A 21,477-nucleotide genomic window follows, 5' to 3' on the forward strand; every position below is an offset into this window, starting at 1 on the left:
TGGCGCTGCTCTCGCTCGTCGGCAGCAAGCAGTTCGGCGGCGCCGGTCTGCTTCCGTACGGCTGGGACATGCTGGTCGTCGCGCTGGTCTCGCTCGTGTTCTATTACTGGGGCGTGAATTCGGGCTACCGCTCGCCGTATCTCGCGGAACGCCAGGAGCACGACGAAGTCCTCGAGGGCATCGCAGTCCATTGAATGTCGATCGCCTGTCATGCGCGCCGTGGTCATCGCCAGCAGAGATATCTCTGCTGGCGCTCGGAAATGCATTACAGGCTGCGAAGACGCGGGAGCATTGCAGGGGGCGGCGTCCATTGCATGGTCGAACGCTTTGACGCTGGCACCGCTCGAAGATCGGAGGAGGTAGTCGTGGCGATGCGTGCTCTGATTGTTGGATCAGGCCTGAAGTTGGCAACAGAAAAGATGTTGCGAAGTACGGCGGCGTCTGGGCATCACTGGATGAAACGTCGTAGCTCTACCGTGGACGGGCGGCCGAAGATGTCCTCGGGCGGTCCGCTTTCCCATACGCGGCCTTCGTGCATGAACACCACGTTGTCACTGACCGCGCGCGCGAAGCGCATTTCGTGGGTAACCATGATGAGAGTCATGTTCTCGCGCGCGAGGCTTTCCACGACGCCCAACACCTCGCCCACCAGTTCGGGGTCGAGCGCGGATGTGATTTCGTCGCAGAGGAGTACGCTCGGCTTCATGGCGAGTGCGCGCGCAATGGCGACGCGCTGCTGCTGTCCACCCGAGAGTTGATTGGGATATGCGTCGAATTTGTCGCCCAGACCAACGCGCTCCAGCATTTGATGCGCGTTGGCGCGCGCTTCCTTGCGCGGCGCCTTCTTGACAACCGTCTGTGCAAGCATCACGTTTTCGCTGGCCGTGAGATGCGGAAACAGGTTGTATTGCTGGAAGACCATGCCGACCTTCAGCCGCAGTGCCCGCAGGTCCGCGTGCCGTGCATCGACGTGTTCGCCGTCGATTTCGATCGATCCCGCGTCGATACTTTCGAGCCCGTTCAGCGTCCGCAGCAATGTGCTCTTGCCGGAGCCGCTGCGCCCGATGATGCTGACGACCTGGCCGCGTTCGACCGTAAGGTCGATTCCCTTCAGTACATGATGGGCGCCGAACTGCTTTTCGACGCCCTCGGTCTTAACAAGCGGCATGCCATTTCCTTTGCAGGGCCCGCGCATACCGCGTAAGCGGGTAGCAAAGGGCGAAATAGACCAGCGCAACGAGTCCGTAGACGAGAAACGGGCGAAACGTCGCGTTCGAAATTTGGGTGCCAGCCTTCGTGAGTTCGGCAAAGCCGATAATCGACACGAGCGCCGTATCCTTGATGGCCTGCACACCGAAACCCACGGTGGGACCGATGGCGATACGCGCGGCTTGCGGCAGGATCACGTGACGTAACTGCTCGAAATAGTTCATGGCGAGACTGGCGGATGCTTCCCATTGACCTTTGGGCACCGCCTCCACGCAGCCGCGCCAGATTTCTGCCAGATAGGCACTGGTGAAGAAGGTAAGGCCAAGCGTGGCCGCCATCCAGGCCGAGACGTCGACACCTAGCAGCGGCAGGCCGAAGTACACGATAAACAGTTGCAGCAGCAACGGCGTGCCCTGGAACACTTCGATATAGACACGCACGAGAGCGCGCAGCACGCGCGAGCTCGATACGCGCATCACGAGCAGCAGCAAACCGACCATGCTACCGGTAACGAACGAAACGAGTGAGAGCAGGACAGTCCATCGCGCGGCCAGGAGCAATCCTGCGACGATCTGCGCGAATGTGAACTCGATCATCGCGCACCTCGCATGTTGCGCGTGAACAGTCTTCGGCCGGCGGCGGTGAGCGCGGCGCGCAGGAGTAGCGCCATCGCAAGATAGATCCCGGCGATGAGGAAATACGTTTCGAAAGCACGGAAATTGCGCGACTGCACGTAGCTAGCCGCATACGTGAGATCCGCGACCGAGATCTGCGAGACGACGGCCGAGCCAAGCATCGTGATGACGATCTGGCTCGCCAGCGCCGGGAACACCTTCGCGAATGCTTGTGGAAGCAGCACGTGCACAAACGTTTCGCGGCGCGACATCGCGAGTGCCGCAGCGGCCTCGTGATGTCCGCGCGGCACCGCTTCAATGCCTGCGCGCAGGATTTCCACGGCGTACGCACCGAGGTTCAGCGTCATGGCGAGCACGGCCGCGGTGTATTCGCCGATGTGCACGCCGAGGGCGGGCAGACCGAAGAACACGAAGAAAAGCTGGACGAGAAACGGCGTGTTGCGAATCGCCTCCACGTAGGCGTGAACGACTGCGCGCGGCGTCGCGCGGGGGCTCTGATATGCGGCGGCGCCCGCAACGCCGAGGCTGATGCCCAGCAGCGTTGAACTCGCCGTGAGCGCAAGCGTGACTGCGGCGCCGCTCGCGAACATGGTGGCATAGGCGGCGAGGTCGCCGAACTGAAGCTGATAGCTCATGAGGAAATGAGGGTTGCGTAGCGGAAAGTGCCAGCCGCGCGTGGTGGCAACGCGGGCGTCACAGATTGGCGGGCAATGGTTGACCGAACCACTTTTTCGACATCGCCTGAAGTGAACCGTCTTTCTTCGCTTGCTCGATGGTTGTGTTGACCCTCGTGAGCAGTTGCGGCTCGTTCTTGTTGAGGCCCACGAAACACGGCGAGTCCTTGATGACGAACTTCATCTGCGGTTCGCGCGGCGGGTGTTTTGCGAGGATCGCCGCGGCGACGATGTTGCCCGCCGCGATCAACTGCACCTGACCCGAGAGAAATGCCTGGATGGTCGCGTTGTTGTCGTCGAAGCGTCGGATGGTGGCGTTGGGCGCCATGTTGGTGAGCGCGACTTCTTCGAGTGCACCGCGCGTAGCGCCAACTGTTTTGCCAGTGAGGTCCGCCGCTGTGTTGACCTTGATGTCGGCTGGCCCGAAAACGCCCTGGAAGTACGGAGCATAGGCCTGCGAAAAATCGATGACCTTCTCGCGCTCCGGCGTTCTGCCGAGCGAGGAGATCACGAGGTCGACCTTGTCGGTCTGCAGGTAGGGAATGCGGTTCGCGCTGTTGACGGGCACGAGTTGAAGCTTGACCTTCATCGATTTTGCGAGCAGTGCCGCCATGTCGATGTCATAGCCTTGCGGCTGCATGTCGGGACCGATAGCGCCAAACGGAGGATAGTCCTCTGGGACGGCTACACGCAGCGTGCCGCGCTTGGCGATGGCGTCGAGCGCATCGGCGTTGGCGGCCTGTACCGTAACGAGGGCCAAGGCTGGCACTGCCAGCAGCGCAGCGAGCCAGCAGCGACGGCGAAATGAATTGGACTTGTATTCCATGCTGGATTTCCGAGGAGATTTGCCGCTCGCCATGGGTATCAAGCGCGAGCGTGCCATGCTCCAAGCAAGGACCGCGCCAATGCCGGCGCGCCAAGCCCGTGATCCTCCAGGCAGATGAAATGACTGCGCCGGTTTTGGCTCGATGTCGGGGATATTCACCAGATCGGTGCGTGCTGGCTTCTGCGGGGAATGCATCACGAGCACGCAGGTGCGTTTCGCGCGACGCCACGCGGGCAGTCCCGATTTGCCTACCGCAAATTCAGGAAAACCTGACAGCTGTTCCGTTTCAGTCGTTGCGGCGAAACACCGTAAACATGGTGGTACCACCGGCTACGAAACAAGTCGCAACGGCGAAGCACGCGAGCGCCGGCCGCGCGAACTATCAGGAAGTCAGCATGCACAGCTTCACACAAAGCATCAAATTCAAGATCGTTCTTGCATTCAGTGTATGTCTGGTACTCATCGCTGCAATGGGTGCCTTTGGTCAGTTTGGGCTGTCGCGGCTGAATTCGAATGTAAGCGATTCCTATGAGGGGAACCTGCTTCCGATTCTTGATCTCGAGGACATGCGAGCCGCACTGCTCGAAATGCGCCTTCAGGTTCGTCGCGCCCAGTCTCTTCACGATGTAGCACAGACGAAAGCCAGCATCGGCAGGATTCGCGCGGCTCAGGATCGCCTCAGCAAGGGCTGGAGCGACTACTACCCAAACCGCGTCTCCAGTGACAAGGAGCGCGAACTCGCCGACACCATCAAGAATTTGTTGCCGCAGTTCGAGGCAGGCATTGATGCGGAGGTCTCGGCGCTGGAAGCTGGCAACTATGACGCCGTATCGACACTCGTTGACAAGTATGGCGAAGTGGCCAATGCGACCAGCAAATCGCTCGACGACGACGTTGCCGAAAATCGGCGCCAGGCAAAGCAGTCTGTCGACGACAGCGAAGGCACTTTTGGCACGATTCGCTGGGTATCCATTGCGCTGATTGGCCTCGGTCTCGTAGGTGCCACGGGAGCCATGTTCTATCTTTCCCGGGCTGTTACGAAGCCGCTCGGCGAAGCGGTGGGCATCGCGAACCGGATCGCCATCGGCGAACTCGAAAACCGCATCACGGTGCGCACACGCGACGAATTTGGCCAACTGCTCGAAGCGTTGAATAAAATGGACCAGCAGTTGAGCGACACCGTGCGGGGCATCAAGTCGGGCGCCGAGTCGGTCACCGTGGCAGCGCAGGAAATTGCCGCCGGCAACACCGACCTGTCGGCCCGCACCGAAGAGCAGGCGGCGTCGCTCGAACAAACAGCATCAAGCATGACTGAGTTGACCGAAACCGTGAAGCAGAACGCCGAAAACGCCCGGCAAGCCAATGCGCTTGCAACCCGTGCCACCGATATGGCCGATTCAGGCAACGAAGCCGTACAGGGTATGGTCGGCACGATCGAGCGGATCAGCGGCAGTTCGACGAAGATTTCGGAGATCACCGGCGTGATCGAGGGCATCGCGTTTCAGACCAACATTCTCGCGCTCAATGCCGCAGTGGAGGCAGCGCGGGCGGGTGAACAGGGTCGGGGATTCGCGGTGGTCGCCAGTGAGGTTCGCAGCCTGGCACAGCGCTCCGCGGCGGCTGCCAAGGAGATCAAGGAACTGATCGGTTCGTCTGTGGCGATGATTCGGGACGGGGCACAGCAGGCGGGCGACGTGGGTGCGACGATGGGTGAGGTCAAGCAGGCGATCAAGCAGGTGTCCGACATCGTGGGCGAAATTGCGGCGGCATCTGAAGAGCAGAGCCGCGGCATCGAGCAAGTCAATCAGGCCGTCATGCAGATGGACGACGTGACCCAGCAAAACGCCGCGCTCGTTGAAGAGGCCGCGGCAGCGGCGCATTCGCTCGAAGAGCAGGCAATGAGTCTTACGGGTACGGTTGCGGTGTTCAGGCTTGCCGACGCAAGGGGCGCCCAAACGCAAACACCGGAAAAGCGGCGAATCAAGACCGCTTGCCGCGCTGCTCCACCGGCGTGAAATCGAAGCTGGCGAAACTGCCGCCCTGATACCGCTGCGCCGTCGCGTCGAGCGGGTTCTTTTGCGCCAGAATTTCAGCCGCCCAATCTTCCGAGTTCTGCTTCGGCTCATAGCCAAGCCGTTTCGCGTCGTCGTGCGCGCCTTCCTGAATCCAGTAGCTGCGCGTGTTGTTCGACACGCCCCACACCACGGCAAAGCCGATTTCATCCACATTGATCACACGATCGACGAGATGGAACAGGTCCTCGTGGCCGAACCACGTGCTCAATTGACGGAACTCGGTGGGCCTCGGCAGGCAGCTGCCGATGCGCACATTCACGGTTTCGATGCCGTGCTTGTCCCAGTACAGGCGCGCGAGCGATTCGCCCCACGCCTTGGAAAGACCGTAGAAGCCGTCCGGGCGAAACGCGCAGTCGAGCGTGAGCTTCTCTTCCACGGGGTACATGCCGATCGCGTGATTCGAGCTCGCGAACAGCATGCGCTTCGTGCCGTGGCGGCGCATGCCCTCGTAGACTTCGACGAGACCGCGCAGGTTGTTCTCGATGATCTCGGGCAGGGGACGCTCGACGCTCGTGCCGGCCATATGGATCAGCACGTCCACGCCGTCGAGCAGGCGGTCGACGACGGCGGGGTCGCGCAGATCGCCGTGCATCACGTCTTCGCCCGCGACGAGCGGTTCGAGCGGCTTCGAGCCGGCCGCGGAACGCAGGTTCACGCCGCGTTCGAGCAGGCCCTTGCGCAACACGGTGCCGAGCTGGCCGCCGGCACCGGTCAATGCAACTTTCTTCACTGTGATTGTCCTCACGTAGAAATGCCGAAAGCCGGCACCCTCGCGGGCGCCAGCCGGTGAACAGGGCGATCAGGCCTGCACTTTGTGCGAGGGCTGGAGCGCAGGGCTGCCCGCGTTGTCCTTCTGCTCGTTCGAGATCAGTCGCCATGCCACACAGGCGCCGATGATGTCGAACAGCATCAGGCACACGAACAACGGGTTATAACCGATCGTGCTGGCCACTGCGCCGACGATGAGCGAGAACACCGTCGCGCCGAGGTAGCCGAACATGCCCGAGAGACCCGTGGCCGTGGCGACTTCGTGCTGGCCGAACACGTCCGAAGCCAGCGTGAACAGCGCGCCCGAAATCGTCTGGTGTGCGAAGGTGCCGACACAGAAGAGGGCGATCGCGGCGTAGGGGCTCGCAACGAGGCCCACGCAGGCCGGACCGACCATCAGCAGCGCGCCGGTCGTGATGACGAGCTTGCGCGAAGTGATGAGCGAGCAGCCGAACCAGCGGATGAAGAGCGGCGCGAGGTAGCCGCCCACGAGGCAGCCGAGGTCGGCGGCGAGGAACGGCATCCATGCGAACAGCGCAATTTCCTTCAGGTTCATGTGACGCACGGTGACCATGTACAGCGGAATCCACGCGCCGAAGGTCTGCCATGCCGGTTCCGCGAGCATGCGCGGAATGCCGATGCCCCAGAAGCGGCGCGTCTTGAGCACTTCCTTGAACGAGGCGCGGCGGCCGCGGGTCGACTTCTGCGCTTCGGTCTGGCCTGCGCGGATGTAGTCGGCCTCTTCCTGCGAGAGCCGCGGGTGCTCCGCGGGCATCTTGAAGAACACGAGCCACAGCGCCACCCAGATCAGCGCGCCGCTGCCGGTGACCACGAATGCGAACTGCCAGTTGAACTTGAGAATGCACCACACGACGAGCGGCGGAGCGAGCATCGCGCCGATCGAGGTGCCGGTGTTGAGCCAGCCGGTCGCAACCGAGCGCTCCTTCGCGGGGAACCATGCGCTGATGGCCTTCATGCCGGCCGGGAAGATGGCGGCTTCGGTCATGCCGAGCATGCCGCGGAAAGCCGCGAGTGCGGGCCAGCTGCCGGCGAGGCCGTGCAGCATGTTGGCGACGGCCCAGCCGAACGCGAAGATCGCGAAGCCGATCTTGATGCCCACGGAGTCGAGCACGAAACCGGCGATCGGTTGCGCGAGGGCATAGCAGGCCTGGAAGGCCGTGACCACGTACGAGTACTGCTGCGTGGTCATGTGAAGCGTTTCAGTCAGCGTGGGTGCGGCTACCGCGAGCGAACTACGCGCGAGGTAGTTGAAGATGGTGCCGATCATGACGAGGCCGATGATCCACCACCGCACCCCCTTGATTGTCTTGCGTTGCACTGCGCGTCTCCTGCTGTTGGCGGGCTCTGGCACCAAGCTGTGCCTGGCCGGGATCAAGGGCGCTGCTGTTCGCATCGGGCCCTTCATGTAAGACATCATTCTATTTGCGGCAAAGTTGTAAAGCAAATATTGATGTGATGGGGATTTCCCTGATGCAGGGTCGGGGTGGGACGACCGGCGCGACGTCTGCACGGCCATTTGTTGACTTTGACCATCATTTCTGGAGCCGCGCACGCCGATCTCACGGGTATTTCGCGCCAGTCCGAAGACCGGTCGTCATACATCCTGGGGTGGCCCGCAGCGCAATGGCGGGTTGACAATTTTCGTGTTGTATTACAACAATGCGACCGATCCGCTCGACAGTTTTTCGAGCCACCGCCCGCGCCACGCGCACCACGAAACACGACAACGGACGAGACACGATGACTTCCCCCGCCATGCCCGTGAGCGATGCCGCGCTCGAACAACTGCGCCACGTTTCCAACGCCACGCTCACCACGCAACTTTTCAAACGCGGCCTGCGCAACGTCTTCCTGCAGGGCGTGAAGCCGCTCGCCGCACCGGCGCCGGGCGCTCCCAACCTGGTCGGTCCGGCCTTCACGATGCGCAATATCCCGGCGCGCGAGGACCTCGACCAGTTGAGCGCGTTCCAGAACCCCGAGCATCCGCAACGTAAGGGCGTCGAGACCGTGCCCGCGGGCGCGGTGCTCGTGCAGGACTGCCGCGGCGTGACTGACGCCGCTTCGATGGGCTCGATCCTCGCCACGCGCATGAAGGTGCGCGGCGTGGCGGGCATGGTCTCGGACGGACCGGTGCGCGACAGCGCGACCATCGCGGCGCTCGGCATTCCGGTGTTCTGCGCGGGTGCTTCGGCGCCGCTCAATCTCTGCAGGCACCACACGGTCGACCTGAACGTGCCGATCGGCTGCGGCGGCGTGGCCGTGTTTCCGGGCGACATCATCGTCGGCGATGCGGATGGCGTGGTCGTGATTCCGCGTCATCTGGCCGAGGAAGTCGCGCGCGACGCCACGGAGCAGGAAACGCTCGAGCGCTTCATCACCGAGCGCATCGAGGCGGGCGCGGCGCTGCCGGGCACCTATCCGCCGAACGAGGCAACACTCGCTGCGTACGAAGCCTGGAAGAAGGAGCAGCGTTGAGCGCGCAGCACGACGTGACGCTCGATGCGGTGTCGACGCCCCCGGTGAGGCCGCTCGAGGCACACGATGCGCGGCGCTCGTCGGTCGGCGAGTGCCCCGTGTGGCGTGCTGAAGAAAGCGCGCTTTACTGGGTCGATATTCCCGCTCAAACGCTCGTTCGCTATGCGGTCGATACGGCGCGCCGCACCGAGTGGACGCTGCCGGAGCGCATCGGCTGCTTCGCGTTCGCGCGCGATGGCGGTGTGCTGGCGGCGTTGGAGACGGGACTTTTTGCCGTGACGCTGCACGAACCGGCCGCGAACGCGCGGGCAGGCGAGGCAAGTGTGCGGCCGCGCTGCGATAAAGCGGGACAGCGCAAAAGCGTAAGCGCCCGTAAATTGGCTGCAAATTGGTAAAGCGGGACGGAAAGCGCGCAAACACCCGCAAAATGGGGGCTGGCCGGGGGCAGGTGCACGCTATCGGCGTGCCATATGACTTACAATTGACGACACTCCTGACAACCCAAAGTGCACCGTCCGATCATGTCTGAGCAGAAAGCGCCGAATATGCCGGCGCGGATTTACAGCGACATCCTCAATCGCATCATCGAGGGCGAATACAAGGAAGGGGAGCGCCTGCCGACCGAGCACATGCTCGCGGAGCGCTTCGCGACCTCGCGCCCCACGGTGCGCGAGGCGCTTGCCCAGCTGCGCGCAGACGGCATCATCGCCACGCGCCACGGCTCGGGCACGACGGTCATGCGGCGTCCCGACCCGGACGTGCGCCGTTTCGCGCCGCTCGAAACGCTGTCGGACATTCGCCGCTGCTACGAATACCGCGTGGTGGTCGAAGCCGGGGCGGCCTCGCTCGCCGCGCAAAAGGCCGAAGATGAAGACATCGCCGCGATCCAGCGCGAGTGGGACAACCTGCAGACCATCATCGAGACTTCGGGCATCGGCGCGAAAGACGACTTCGCGTTCCATATGGCCGTGGCGCGCGCCTCGAAGAACCAGTTCTTCATCACGGCGCTCTCGGGCATCCAGGAGCAGATGGTGTTCAGCATGAACCTGTCGCGCAACCTCTCGCTCGTGAAGTCGATCGAGCGGCAGCGCCTCGTGCAGCAGGAGCACCTCGAAGTGCTCGAAGCGATCCAGGCGCGCGACCCCGAGCGCGCATCGACCGCCATGCGCGCGCATCTCGAGCGCGCCGTAAACCGGATGTTCGGCTCCTGAGCGCACCTGCGCGGCGTGTGCCTTCATGGGTTCAAACGTTCTGCGCCGGCTGGCTGTTGTGACTGCGACGATCGCGGCGAGCGCGCTGATCGTTGCGCCAGCACCCGCACAGGCTCGCGCCGTGCGACCCGTCAGTGTGATCGCCGACGCGCGCATGACCGTCGATACCCCGCAAGGCCACGCACAATTCCCGCTCTATGTGAGCGCGGACTGGCACGTGCCGCGGCCCGCCGTCCAGCGCGCGGTGGTCATCGTGCACGGACGGCTGCGTAACGCCGATACCTACTTTCGCACCGCGCAGCATGCGCGCGAGCTGGCGGGCGTCGATCCGGCGGCCACGCTGCTCGTCGCCCCACAGTTTCTCGCCACCGCCGACGTGAGCGCGCACCACGCACCGGGCGACCTTCTGAGCTGGCGCGGCAACGCGTGGATGGCCGGCGCGGACGCCGCGAGCGGCGTGCCGGTGAGTTCATACGCCGTGCTCGACGACATTGCGCGGCATCTCGCCGACCGGCGTCTGTTTCCCAATCTGAAAACGATCGTGTTCGCGGGGCATTCGGGCGGCGCCCAGGTGCTGCAGCGCTACGCGATCGCTTCGCATACGGATGCGCTCGCCGCCGCGGGAATCGACGTGCGTTTCGTGGTGGCGAGTCCGTCGTCGTACGCGTATTTCGACGCGCAGCGCCCCGGTGCGAACGGCGCGCCGGCGCCATTCGACGCCTCGCGCTGCGCAGATTTCGACCACTGGAAATACGGGATGGAGAACCGGCCGGCATCCATCGCCGGGCGCACGCCCGCACAGCTCGAAGCGGACTACGTGAAGCGGCGCATCGTCTACCTGGCGGGCGGTAACGACGACGACCCGGCCTCGGCCTCGCTCGACAAGCGTTGTGCTGCACGGGCGCAGGGCGCGCAGCGCGTGGCCCGCGCGCAAGGCTTCTACCGCTACCTGCAAACTCGCCACCCGAATGGCCTGAACCAGACGTTTCATATCGTCCCCGGCGTGGGACACGACGGCGCGCGCATGCTCACGTCGAGTTGCGCATTGGCGACGATGTTCGATACGCCTGGCTGCGCGCCTTGACGGCTCACGTTGCGTTGCGCCGGACCCTCCAATGGCAAACGGGCGTGGAACTCGCATTGCACGAGATCCACGCCCGTCTTCAGTCCGGCTGGCGGCAGCGGTTGCCTCCGCCAGCGGAAAGTGAAGCGTAACGCTTAGGCAGCCTGCTTGGTGGCGCGCGCCGAAGCTTGCGCGACGGCCTTCGTCGCGGCCTTGCCGGCGGCGTCGAAGTTGCTTTCCGCGAATTCCACAGCCTGCTTCGCAGCCTTGTTCACCGACGTGTACGCGTTGTTGGCGGCGTTCAGCGCCGATTTGATCGCGGCGACAGCGGCTTCCGAGCCGGCCGGGGCGTTCTTCACGGCGTTGTCCACGAGCGTTTCGAGCGCGCGCTGCTGCGTTTCGTACTGCGACTGCGCGGCGGTGGCGAATTCGGCTTGCGTAGTCGAAACGATGCCGTAGACGCTGCGGCCATAGGCCAGCGCTTTTTCAGCGGCGGGCTGGGCGAAGCCGGCTTGCACGGCGAAGAAGCCTTGCGGGTCCTTGGCGGAGAGCGCGCGCTGAGCTTGTTCCTGACCTTCGGCGAACGCCGAGCGGGCCGTTTCGATGTTGAGTTCGGCGAGCTTGATCGCGCCTTCGAATGCCTTGCTCGTCAGGCCGAAGAGGGCCTCGAGACCGGCTTTCTGGTTGGCGGCGAATTGTTCGGGGGTCGGCAGGTTCATGTCTCTTTCCTTTGGGGACGCTACGCGTCGGTTTCGGTTACGAAAACAAACTTTCGGTTCGATCACCGGTTCGCGCAGACAAAGTTTTGTGCGATGCAGCAATCGAGTTCATGGTAACCCATCCATAAAACGTGTCAAGAACTTTTTTGTGCGTCGCAACAATTATGTAAACGCCTGATTTTGGGTGGAAATTTCCAACATGGCGGGAGGCCCCTAAGCTGGGCGGCGCGGCGCGTGAACCGCTTGAGCGCAGCGCTTTGCGTCTGCGCGCAAAATGGCCGTTCCCTCGGGCGAGCGCGGGGTGCCGAAGGCTGGCACCGGCGCGCAGCCCGGGTTGGTCCCCCAATCTAGCAATGGCGGCCCCGACTGCGGCTCGAACCTGCTTTCGCAGTCGCACAGGCGCGGTGCGCGCAGCCGCCATGCGCGAATCCATCAGGAGAGCGGTAATGGGTGCATCGAACGACAAGTCCCTCGGTCATTCCACGACGAGCACGGGCGCGCCGGCTGTCAGCGACCGTAACTCGCTCACGGTCGGTCCTGACGGCCCGATCGTGCTGCACGACGTGCATTTCCTCGAGCAGATGGCGCATTTCAACCGCGAGAAGGTGCCCGAGCGCCAGCCGCACGCGAAGGGCGCCGGCGCGTTCGGCGAATTCAAGACCACCGAGGATGTGTCGCGCTACACGAAGGCCGCGCTGTTCCAGAAGGGCGCGGCCACGGAAATGCTGGCGCGCTTTTCGACCGTTGCGGGCGAAATGGGCAGCCCCGACACCTGGCGCGACGTGCGCGGCTTTTCGCTGAAGTTCTACACGACCGAGGGCAACTACGACCTCGTCGGCAACAACACGCCGGTTTTCTTCGTGCGCGACCCGATGAAGTTTCCGCACTTCATCCGCAGCCAGAAGCGTCTACCCGACTCGGGCCTGCGCAATGGCCAGATGCAGTGGGACTTCTGGACCAACAATCCCGAGTCCGCGCACCAGGTCGCCTATCTGATGGGCGAGCGCGGCCTTCCGAAAACGTGGCGCCACATGAACGGCTACGGCTCGCACACCTATATGTGGGTGAACGCGAAGGGCGAGAAGTTCTGGGTCAAGTATCACTTCCATACGAACCAGGGCATGCAGTTCTTCACCAACGCCGAAGCCGCGGCGATGGCGGGCGAGGACGCCGACTTCCACCGGCGCGATCTGTTCGTTGCGATCAAGCGCGGCGAGTTTCCGTCGTGGACGCTCTCCGTGCAGGTCATGCCGTACGCGGAGGCGAAGAAGTACCGCTTCAATCCGTTCGATCTCACGAAGACGTGGTCGCACAAGGACTATCCGCTCATCAAGGTCGGCACGATGACGCTCAACCGCAACCCGGAGAACTTCTTCGCGCAGATCGAGCAGGCCGCGTTCTCGCCGGGCAACACGGTGCCGGGCATCGGCCTCTCGCCGGACAAGATGCTGCTGGGCCGCGCGTTCGCCTATAACGACGCGCAGCGCGCGCGTATCGGCACGAACTTCAACCAGTTGCCGGTGAATCGTCCGAAGGTTCCGGTGCAGACCTATATGTTCGACGGCAACATGGCCTACGAACATAGCGGCAACGCGCCGACTTACGTGCCGAACAGCTTCGGCCGTCCGTGGGCGGATACGACGGGCGCGGCGGACGACGGCTGGGAAGCCGACGGCGACATGGTGCGCAGCGCCTACTCGCTGCATGCGGAAGACGACGATTTCGGCCAGGCGCACGCTCTCGTGCGCAACGTGTACAACGACAAGCAGCGCGAGGCGGTGATCCAGCAGGTGGTGGCGAGCCTGAGCGGCGTGGGCAGCCCCGTGCGCGAGCGCGTGTTCGACTACTGGAAGAAGATCGACGCCGAAGTGGGCTCGCAGATCGAACAGCAGGCGGGCAGCGGCAAGTAAGCCGTCGAAGCCACGAGAGAGCCGGAACGGGTTGCACGGCCCGTTCCGGTTCTTCTTTTGTGCGCGGCCGTTTGCGAGGCGCCGCATGGCGGCCGGCCGCCGCCAAACTGGCAGAACCGCCATCTGATGGATTCTGCAGCGTCAGGGACGACGGGGCATAATGCGCGAGTCGCCGTGTGGCAGCATCGCGCAATCCCGCCGGCGGACCGCGTGCGGCGGGAATAAAAATGCCGCGCCGGGCGTTATCCCTACTGATCCGCAACGGCCAAGTCCACGTGAAAACTTCCCTTTCCGCCGAATCCCCGTTTGTCGGTGCCGACGCCGGCGCGCAGAAGTACACGCGCGTTGCCGTGCTATTGCACTGGTTGATCGCGCTACTGATCCTCACGAACGTCGCCCTCGGCCTGACTGCCGCGCTGCTGCCCGACGGCGCGCTTTCGGACACCGCCATCCGCTTCGTGATCGATACGCACAAATCGATCGGCATTACCGTGCTCGGACTGGCCATCCTGCGCGTGCTGTGGCGTCTTACGCATCGGCCGCCGGCGCTGCCCGCCGAATTTCCGGGCTGGGAGCGCGCGTCGGCCCACGCCGCGCACGTTGCGCTCTACGTGCTGATCTTCGCGATGCCGCTTTCCGGCTGGCTGCACGACTCCGCCTGGGTCGCCGCCGCCTCGCATCCGATGTATCTCTTCGGCCTCGTGCAATGGCCGCGCATCGGCTTCATCATGAATCTCGATGCGGCCACGAAGGAACAGTTGCACAGCCAGTTCGGTGCGCTGCACACGGCGTGCAGCTATGCGCTTTATGGCGTGCTCGCGCTGCATATTGCGGGCGCGCTCAAGCATCAATGGATCGACCGTCATTCGGTGCTGCGCCGGATGATGCCGTGAGCAACAGGTAAGGGTACGACTTGAAAAACACGCTTGAAGATGCGCTCGCACGCACGTCGCCGCGCCTCGTGCCGCCTCCCACGCCATTCGCGAGCATCGCCATCCACCTCGGTGTCATGGCGCTCTGGTTCGTGCTGTTCGCGCGCGCGTTCTTCCTGCAAGGCGTGGTCGCGTGGTCCACGGGCATTGCCTATGTCGTCTACGACACGGTGTTGCTGCTGTTCGTCGCCTGGAAGGCGCGCGTGCTGCTTGCGCCTGCGGCAGCACCCGCGGACGCAGGCGCGGCGAAGCTGCCGACGCTCGGCGTGATCGTCGCCGCGCACAACGAAGCGGCCGTGCTGCCGATCACGCTCGACGCGCTGTTCGCGCAAACCCGCGCGCCGCAGCAGATCTTAATTGCCGACGACGGCTCGACCGACGGCACGGCTGCCTTGCTCGCGCAGCGCTACGGCCTGGCCGACCCAGGCGTCGGCAAGCTGAGCGCGCCTTCGCCGCAGTATCCGAATCTGCGCTGGCTGAAGCTCGCGCACGGCGGCAAGGCGCGCGCGCTCAATGCGGCCTTGCTTGCGATCGCAACGGAAACGGTCATGACCGTGGACGCCGATACGCTGCTCGAACCCGACGCATGCGCTGAGATGGCGAGCGCGTTTGGCCGCGAGCCGGCCCTCGTCGCGGCGGCGGGCCTGCTCACGCCGGTTTGCGACCATACGTTGAGCGGCCGTTTTTTCCAGTGGTTCCAGACCTACGAGTACATCCGCAATTTCATCTCGCGCTTCGCGTGGATGCGCGCCGACAGCCTGCTGCTCATCTCGGGCGCGTTTGCGGGCTTTCGCCGCGATGCGGTGATGGCCGTGGGCGGCTTCGATGCGGATTGTCTCGTGGAGGACTACGAACTGATTCACCGCTTGCGCCGTTATTCGGCGCGCAAGGGCCTGGGCTGGGATGTGCGTGTGCTGGGCACCGCCCGCGCGCGTACCGATGCGCCCGGTACGCTGACGACCTTCCTGCGTCAGCGCCGCCGCTGGTTCGCGGGCTTCCTGCAAACGCAGTACTGGTATCGCGACATGACGGGCAACCGCAAGTACGGCAAGCTCGGCCTCATGATGCTGCCCGTGAAGGCGTTCGACACCGTGCAGCCCATTTATGGACTGACGGCGTTCGCGTTGTTGATCGCCTTTTTGTTCGACGGCCGCTTTACGATCGTGCTGCCGGTGCTGGGCGTAATCGTCGGCAAGATCGCGATCGACCTCGCGTTTCATTTGTACTCCGTACATCTTTACCGGCGCTGGAGCGGCGACCGCACGCACTCGAGTTTCGGCATGGCGTTTCTTGCCGCCATCTTCGAGCCGTTTTCGTTCCAGTTGATGCGCCACGGCGGCGCGGCGCTCGGATGGCTGCATTTCCTGCTCGGGCGGCGCAAGTGGGGCGTGCAGAGCCGCACCGGGCTCGCGGCGGCGCGCAACCGCGAGGGCGCGACGTCTCAATGATCTGATTTCCGTGGCATTCGACTTGCTCCCAGGTTAAAAGGGCCGCGCCACGCGCGCGGTTCCGGCCTTTAACCGGTCAGGGAGAATCAAATGCATCGAATCAGCGTCCTCGCTTTACTATTGCCGCTCGCACTCTCAGGCTGCCTGTCGTTCAGCAGCAGCGATCCCAACCCGCCACCGCCGCGTACCGTCGTCGTGCCGCAGCAGCCGGCCACCGAGGCGCCGCCACCCCCGCCGGGTGCGGCTTGTGTTGCGCCTTGCTGATCGATTCACTGACCTGCGGCAGCGTTGTGCATTGCGCCGTCCGGCGCTTTCGCCTCCAGCGCGTGCCGCACTTCGCGCATCAGGCTGCCCGCGAACAGCACGTCCGGTACATCGTCGAGACCCGCCGAGCGCAACGCTCGCGCGGTCCACGTGTTGCAGGTATGCAAGGCATCGTAAGTCCCTGACGCCGCGAAATAGACGCTGCCCGTATAGGGTCCGTCGGCGAGGCGGCGCGGCGCGCCATCCGCGTCGGTTTCCAGCGAAGTGCGCAGATAGCGCTGAACGCTGGCAAGTCCGGCGTCGCCCACCGGCACCTCCACGACGTTCTGCGGGCCGAAGGCCGCCTGCGGGGCCGCGCGCAGTACTGTCATCAGAACGGTAGCCTGGCTCGGTATGAGTGCGCCGATCATCGTCAGCGGATCGTGGCGGCGTTCCACCACGAACTGTCTCTCTCCAAAGCCGAAACACAGGACGGTTGCGTCGTCGAAGCCGCGCGCGAGTGTGTCGACCCAGGCATCGGCGTCGCGCACCCGCAGGCAGATATCGGTGTGCCAGTCGCGCTGCACGACGGCAACAGACGTGCGCGTTGGGCCGTCGCGGGCCGCCGGTTCGAGCGCGGCGGGCAAGGGACCGGCCATGTTCGTACATGCGCCGAGTGCGAGCGCGGGCACGATTGCGCAAAGCGCTTGCCACGCAGCAATTTTCGTACGACGCTCGTTCACGCAGGTCGCTTCGGTCATTGGAACTCAAGGCCCTCCAGTTGCGTGCCGCATCTGCATATAGCGTGCCGCGCGAGCGCATTGCACCACCTTGAAGCGCAAAATCGGCGCCGCATTGGCATGCCCCGTTTCGACGCCGCCGAACCGCCCCGCGTTGCACCAATCGTGCGCATGAAACGCGCTCCAGGGCCGATGGCATACGCCTTGCTTTTTCCTGTACCGCAGCGCGCAACGCATCGTCTCGCCTCATTCATGAGACGAAACGCGGCGGCGCCCGCTGACCGAGTTGCACTCACGCGCGAGAACGAACCGATGCAAGTCCATGACGAAATGCGCGACGAGGGCGCGGTGCGCCCGCACTACGAACGCTTCCAGCAGTGGCTGGAGAGGCAGACTGGCGAGACGATGGCGCGCAAGCGCGCCGAGGCGGACCTGTTGTTCAGGCGGGTCGGCATCACGTTCGCGGTGAACGGCGACCTCTCCGGCACCGAACGGCTCATTCCCTTCGACCTCATTCCACGCATCATTCCCGCAGACGAATGGGTTCTGCTCGAGCGCGGACTGCGCCAGCGCGTGCAGGCGCTAAATCTGTTCCTGCACGACGTCTATCACGAGCGCAACATCGTGCGCGCCGGCGTGATTCCGGCCGAGCAGGTCTACACCAATGCGCAGTACCGGCCGGAGATGCAGGGCATCGACTTGCCGCTGGGCGTGTATGCGCATATCGCGGGCATCGACATCGTGCGCGATGGGCGCGACGGCGCGTTCTACGTGCTCGAAGACAATTTGCGCGTGCCCTCCGGCGTCTCGTACATGCTCGAGAACCGCAAGATGATGATGCGGCTCTTTCCTGAGTTGTTCGTTCAGCACAAGGTGGCGCCGGTCGCGCATTATCCCGATCTGCTGCTCGATACGCTGCGCTCGGTGGCCCCCGAAGGCGTGGACGATCCGACCGTCGTGCTGCTCACGCCCGGCATGTACAACTCCGCGTATTTCGAGCATACGTTTCTCGCGCAGCAAATGGGCGTCGAGCTGGTGGAGGGCAAGGATCTATTCGTAGAGGATAACTACGTATTCATGCGCACGACGCAAGGGCCGCGTCGCGTAGACGTGATCTACCGGCGTGTGGACGACGATTTTCTCGATCCCCTGGCGTTTCGCCCCGACTCCGCGCTCGGCGTGCCGGGGCTGCTCCCGGCCTACCGCGCGGGCCGCGTCGTACTCGCCAATGCGATGGGCACGGGCGTGGCAGACGACAAGTCGATCTATCCGTATGTGCCCGACATGATCGAGTTCTATCTCGGCGAAAAGCCGATCCTGAAGAACGTGCCGACGTGGCAATGCCGCCGGCCCGACGATCTCGCCTGGACGCTCGAACATCTGCCGGATCTCGTCGTGAAAGAGGTGCACGGCGCCGGCGGCTACGGCATGCTGGTCGGTCCCGCATCCACTCGCGAGGAGATCGAGGCGTTTCGCACCCGGCTGCTCGCGCGGCCAGGCAATTACATCGCGCAGCCCACGCTGTCGCTCTCCGCTTGCCCAACCTTCGTCGAAGCGGGCATCGCTCCGCGCCATATCGATTTGCGGCCCTTCGTGCTCTCCGGCAAGACGATCCAGATGGCGGCCGGCGGTCTCACGCGCGTGGCGCTCAAGGAGGGCTCGCTCGTCGTCAACTCGTCGCAGGGCGGCGGGACCAAGGACACATGGGTGCTCGAATGATTCCACTGGCCCTACCACACGCACACCAAGAGGTTCGACCATGCTGAGCCGCACCGCCGATCATCTGTTCTGGATGGCCCGCTACATGGAGCGCGCGGAGAATACCGCGCGCATGCTGGACATCAATCTGAAGGCGCTCCTGCTGCCCGGCAGCGCGGACGCCGAGGCGCGCACGCATCGCGCAATGCTGCGGATCTCGGAACTGGAGCCCGCCTTCGATGCGCGACACGAGGAAACAACCAGCAGCAACGTGCTCAAATTTCTCGTTGCGGACCCAACGAACCCGTCGAGCATCTACTCGTGCCTGCAGGCGACGCGCGAGAACGCGCGCGCGGTGCGCGGCACGCTCACCACGGAATGGTGGGAAACAATCAACGACACGTGGTTGCAATTCGTCGAGCTGTTGCGCGGCGGTGAGCTGGAAGCGCGTCCCGATGCGCTGTTCGAGTGGGTGAAGTTCCGCTCGCATCTGTCGCGCGGCGTGCGCCTTGGCACGGCGCTGCAGGACGACGCGCTCTTCTTCACGCAGCTCGGCACATTCCTCGAGCGCGCGGACAACACGGCCCGCATTCTCGACGTGCGTTTCGTCGACGTGGAAAACGCCGACTCGCGCTCTGCCGCGCGTCAGCTCGAGGACTTCTACTACTGGACCTCGATTCTCGGCTCGGTTTCCGCGCTCGAAATCTATCGCAAGGTTTACCGCGACGTGGTGACGCCCGCGCGCGTGGTGGAGCTGCTCATCCTCAACCAGCAAATGCCGCGCTCGCTGCTGGCGTCGCTGGATGGCGTCTGCACGAATCTCGCGATGCTGCGCACCGATGGCTCTCGCGAAGTGGAGCGTACTGCGGGCAAGCTGCGCGCCGAGCTGCTTTATGCGGACCTGCGGCAGATCTTCTCCCTTGGCGTGCATACGTTTCTTACGCAGTTTCTCGCGCGCGTGTACGAGCTGGGCAATCAGGTGGCGCGCACCTATCTGATGTTGCCGGTCGGTTAGCGCGATCCCGCGCTCATCGAACTCCCAATCGCCTCGATGGAGGATTGACGTCATGCAACTCGCGGTCCGGCACGACACGGTGTACCGCTACGAAGCGCCCGTGCATTATTCGATCCAGCAGTTGCGGCTGTCGCCGCTCACCACGCCCACGCAGATTGTCAAGCAATGGCAGGTCGAAGCGCCGGGCAAGCTCGACGCGTGCCGCGACGCCTACGGCAACGCGCTGATGACGCTGGTGCTCACGCGTCCGCACAAGGAAATTCGTCTGCGCGTGCGCGGCGAAGTCGAGACCGTGGCATTGCCCGATGGCCGGCTGCCCGAAGGCGAGGGCATGGTGCCGATGCACCATTTCACTTCGCCGACACGCCTCACCGAAGCCGACGAGGCACTCACGGAATTCGCGTTCAGCCTGCCGTCGCTGGACGACACCGCGGCCGTACTCGACGCGGCGTCGCGCATCACGGAGCGCGTGCGCTACGAATCCGGCGTCACGGATGTGACACACACCGCGGCGGACGCGCTGGCGCTCGGCCGTGGCGTGTGTCAGGACCATGCGCATGTGATGCTGGCGGTGTGCCGCGCGCGCGGCGTACCGGCGCGTTACGTGAGCGGATATATCGACCCCGGCGACGTGCCCGAGATGGCGAGCCATGCATGGGTCGACGTGTGGCTCGACAACGGCTGGGTGACGGTGGACGTCACGCACGCATGTTTCGCAAGCGAAAAATATTGCCGGATCGCGGTGGGGCGCGACTATGACGCAGCCGCGCCGGTTCGCGGCCGCCGCGTGGGCGGCGCCGGTGAAACGCTCGATGTCAGCGTGCACGTGAGCGCGCAACAGTCGCAGCAATAGTTTTGCCGCTATAACAAAAAGAGCGGCGAGGTCAGGGAGGCGCATGACGTACTGTGTGGCAATGGCAGTGGATGAGGGGATCGTGTTTCTCGCGGACACGCGCACGAATGCGGGTGTCGATCACGTCAGCACGTCGCGCAAGATGGCCGTGTTCGAAGAGCCCGGCGAGCGTGTGCTCGTGCTGCTCGTCGCGGGCAATCTGGCTATCACGCAGGCGACGCTGCAGGTGCTGACCGAGCCGCAGGACGCGGGGCGCGCCACGCTCTGGAACGCGCCTTCCATGGTCGAGGCTGCGCGCGTGGTGGGCGAAGCCGTACGCGAGGTGCACCGGCGCGACGCCGAAGCGCTCAAGACTTTCAACGTCGACTTCAACTGCAGTTTCATTCTCGGCGGCCAGATCGGCGGCCATGCCATGCGCCTGTTCCAGATCTACGCGGCCGGCAATTTCATCGAGACGTCGAGCGTCAATCCGTATTTCCAGATCGGCGAGTCGAAGTACGGCAAGCCGATCATCGATCGCGTCCTGACGCCGGGCACGCCGCTCGACGAGGCCGCGAAGTGCGCGCTCATCTCCATGGACTCGACGCTACGCTCGAATCTCTCGGTCGGCCTGCCGCTCGACCTGCTCGTGTACGAGCGTGACGCGCTCCGGGTCACGCGATATGCGTCGCTCGACCAGTCGAATGCGTATTTCCAGATGATCCATTCGACGTGGGGCGAGCGGCTGCGCCAGGTCTTCGGTGAGATTCCCGATCCGCTCTGGACCGACGAAGGCGATGTGCCGCGCCACGAGCGCGCGACGTTGCCCAGCGCCCCGCGCGCCGCGCATGAGGGGCACGCGAGCGAACCGCGTCCCGCGCAAACGCTCGCGCAAGCCCAGCCGCAAGGCGCCGCAAGCGCGCCGCGTATGCCGCGCGACGGTTAAAAGGGCGGCTCGAGCGCTTCGTATTTTGCCTGGCCAA

20 protein-coding genes and 1 pseudogene are annotated in these 21,477 nt (G+C 64.1%); 13 read left to right on the forward strand and 8 right to left on the reverse strand.

Features of this window, described 5'->3' with window-relative positions; all coding sequences use genetic code 11:
• A pseudogene (locus AB4Y43_RS17865) lies at positions 1 to 194 on the forward strand (amino acid:proton symporter); the annotation flags it as partial.
• Between the two features lie 254 nt (positions 195 to 448).
• Here the strand turns inward: AB4Y43_RS17865 and AB4Y43_RS17870 are convergent.
• Genes AB4Y43_RS17870 through AB4Y43_RS17885 form a run of 4 tightly spaced genes read right to left on the reverse strand, consistent with a single transcriptional unit; the run spans position 449 to position 3,344 of the window.
• Entirely contained in the window at positions 449 to 1,168 is a 720-nt protein-coding gene (locus tag AB4Y43_RS17870; protein WP_069267337.1) for an amino acid ABC transporter ATP-binding protein, read from the reverse strand.
• A complete protein-coding gene (locus AB4Y43_RS17875) occupies positions 1,155 to 1,805 on the reverse strand; it encodes an amino acid ABC transporter permease (RefSeq protein WP_368728421.1) in 651 nt (216 codons plus the stop codon). The genes AB4Y43_RS17870 and AB4Y43_RS17875 overlap by 14 nt, the downstream gene beginning before the upstream one ends.
• Entirely contained in the window at positions 1,802 to 2,479 is a 678-nt protein-coding gene (locus AB4Y43_RS17880; protein WP_342923874.1) for an amino acid ABC transporter permease, read from the reverse strand. The genes AB4Y43_RS17875 and AB4Y43_RS17880 overlap by 4 nt, the downstream gene beginning before the upstream one ends.
• A gap of 58 nt (positions 2,480 to 2,537) precedes the next feature.
• Positions 2,538 to 3,344, reverse strand: a complete 807-nt coding sequence (locus AB4Y43_RS17885) for a transporter substrate-binding domain-containing protein (RefSeq protein ID WP_342946643.1) — start codon at positions 3,342 to 3,344, stop codon at positions 2,538 to 2,540.
• A 395-nt stretch (positions 3,345 to 3,739) separates the two neighbouring features.
• On the opposite strand from AB4Y43_RS17885, the gene AB4Y43_RS17890 reads away from it, so the two are divergent.
• Complete coding sequence (locus AB4Y43_RS17890) at positions 3,740 to 5,359, forward strand: methyl-accepting chemotaxis protein (protein ID WP_368728422.1); 1,620 nt, start codon at positions 3,740 to 3,742, stop codon at positions 5,357 to 5,359.
• Here the strand turns inward: AB4Y43_RS17890 and AB4Y43_RS17895 are convergent.
• Entirely contained in the window at positions 5,325 to 6,149 is an 825-nt protein-coding gene (locus AB4Y43_RS17895) for an NAD(P)-dependent oxidoreductase (protein WP_069267341.1), read from the reverse strand. The two genes, AB4Y43_RS17890 and AB4Y43_RS17895, sit on opposite strands and share 35 nt — an antisense overlap.
• Before the next feature lie 69 nt (positions 6,150 to 6,218).
• Positions 6,219 to 7,475, reverse strand: a complete 1,257-nt coding sequence (locus AB4Y43_RS17900; RefSeq protein ID WP_069267478.1) for an MFS transporter — start codon at positions 7,473 to 7,475, stop codon at positions 6,219 to 6,221.
• A 473-nt stretch (positions 7,476 to 7,948) separates the two neighbouring features.
• Here AB4Y43_RS17900 and AB4Y43_RS17905 point away from each other — a divergent pair, with 473 nt between their 5' ends.
• The 4 genes from AB4Y43_RS17905 (at position 7,949) to AB4Y43_RS17920 (ending at position 10,978) form a co-directional block, all read left to right on the forward strand.
• Positions 7,949 to 8,683: a ribonuclease activity regulator RraA gene (locus tag AB4Y43_RS17905; RefSeq protein ID WP_368618456.1), complete on the forward strand. Its 735-nt coding sequence runs from the start codon at positions 7,949 to 7,951 to the stop codon at positions 8,681 to 8,683.
• Positions 8,680 to 9,078 carry an SMP-30/gluconolactonase/LRE family protein gene (locus AB4Y43_RS17910; RefSeq protein WP_368728423.1) on the forward strand — a complete coding sequence of 133 codons (399 nt, stop codon included), beginning with the start codon at positions 8,680 to 8,682 and terminating at the stop codon, positions 9,076 to 9,078. Before AB4Y43_RS17905 ends, AB4Y43_RS17910 begins: the two co-directional genes overlap by 4 nt.
• Before the next feature lie 126 nt (positions 9,079 to 9,204).
• On the forward strand, positions 9,205 to 9,894 hold the full coding sequence (locus AB4Y43_RS17915) for a FadR/GntR family transcriptional regulator (RefSeq protein ID WP_069267343.1): 690 nt from the start codon (positions 9,205 to 9,207) through the stop codon (positions 9,892 to 9,894).
• A 25-nt stretch (positions 9,895 to 9,919) separates the two neighbouring features.
• Positions 9,920 to 10,978 (forward strand): alpha/beta hydrolase, encoded by a 1,059-nt coding sequence (locus AB4Y43_RS17920; protein WP_368728424.1) that lies wholly within the window; start codon positions 9,920 to 9,922, stop codon positions 10,976 to 10,978.
• A gap of 134 nt (positions 10,979 to 11,112) precedes the next feature.
• Here AB4Y43_RS17920 and phaP read toward each other — a convergent pair whose 3' ends face one another.
• Positions 11,113 to 11,676: a TIGR01841 family phasin gene (gene phaP / locus AB4Y43_RS17925; RefSeq protein ID WP_069267345.1), complete on the reverse strand. Its 564-nt coding sequence runs from the start codon at positions 11,674 to 11,676 to the stop codon at positions 11,113 to 11,115.
• A 446-nt stretch (positions 11,677 to 12,122) separates the two neighbouring features.
• On the opposite strand from phaP, the gene AB4Y43_RS17930 reads away from it, so the two are divergent.
• The 3 genes from AB4Y43_RS17930 to AB4Y43_RS17940 all read left to right on the forward strand — a co-directional run bounded on the left by AB4Y43_RS17930 (position 12,123) and on the right by AB4Y43_RS17940 (position 15,966).
• A complete protein-coding gene (locus AB4Y43_RS17930) occupies positions 12,123 to 13,586 on the forward strand; it encodes a catalase (protein ID WP_368728425.1) in 1,464 nt (487 codons plus the stop codon).
• 275 nt (positions 13,587 to 13,861) lie between these two features.
• Positions 13,862 to 14,479, forward strand: a complete 618-nt coding sequence (locus AB4Y43_RS17935) for a cytochrome b (RefSeq protein ID WP_069267480.1) — start codon at positions 13,862 to 13,864, stop codon at positions 14,477 to 14,479.
• Between the two features lie 20 nt (positions 14,480 to 14,499).
• Positions 14,500 to 15,966 (forward strand): glycosyltransferase, encoded by a 1,467-nt coding sequence (locus AB4Y43_RS17940; RefSeq protein WP_368728426.1) that lies wholly within the window; start codon positions 14,500 to 14,502, stop codon positions 15,964 to 15,966.
• A 269-nt stretch (positions 15,967 to 16,235) separates the two neighbouring features.
• Here AB4Y43_RS17940 and AB4Y43_RS17945 read toward each other — a convergent pair whose 3' ends face one another.
• Positions 16,236 to 16,970: a DUF2459 domain-containing protein gene (locus AB4Y43_RS17945; protein ID WP_368728427.1), complete on the reverse strand. Its 735-nt coding sequence runs from the start codon at positions 16,968 to 16,970 to the stop codon at positions 16,236 to 16,238.
• A 291-nt stretch (positions 16,971 to 17,261) separates the two neighbouring features.
• On the opposite strand from AB4Y43_RS17945, the gene AB4Y43_RS17950 reads away from it, so the two are divergent.
• Genes AB4Y43_RS17950 through AB4Y43_RS17965 form a run of 4 tightly spaced genes read left to right on the forward strand, consistent with a single transcriptional unit; the run spans position 17,262 to position 21,440 of the window.
• Positions 17,262 to 18,668: a circularly permuted type 2 ATP-grasp protein gene (locus AB4Y43_RS17950; protein ID WP_368728428.1), complete on the forward strand. Its 1,407-nt coding sequence runs from the start codon at positions 17,262 to 17,264 to the stop codon at positions 18,666 to 18,668.
• 40 nt (positions 18,669 to 18,708) lie between these two features.
• Positions 18,709 to 19,662, forward strand: a complete 954-nt coding sequence (locus AB4Y43_RS17955; RefSeq protein ID WP_069267349.1) for an alpha-E domain-containing protein — start codon at positions 18,709 to 18,711, stop codon at positions 19,660 to 19,662.
• 52 nt (positions 19,663 to 19,714) lie between these two features.
• Positions 19,715 to 20,515, forward strand: a complete 801-nt coding sequence (locus AB4Y43_RS17960; RefSeq protein WP_069267350.1) for a transglutaminase family protein — start codon at positions 19,715 to 19,717, stop codon at positions 20,513 to 20,515.
• A gap of 43 nt (positions 20,516 to 20,558) precedes the next feature.
• Positions 20,559 to 21,440 carry a proteasome-type protease gene (locus AB4Y43_RS17965; protein ID WP_342946342.1) on the forward strand — a complete coding sequence of 294 codons (882 nt, stop codon included), beginning with the start codon at positions 20,559 to 20,561 and terminating at the stop codon, positions 21,438 to 21,440.
• Positions 21,441 to 21,477: the final 37 nt, after the last annotated feature.

The organism is Paraburkholderia sp. BR10872, assembly GCF_040965835.1.
Taxonomy (GTDB): Bacteria; Pseudomonadota; Gammaproteobacteria; order Burkholderiales; family Burkholderiaceae; genus Paraburkholderia; species Paraburkholderia nodosa_A.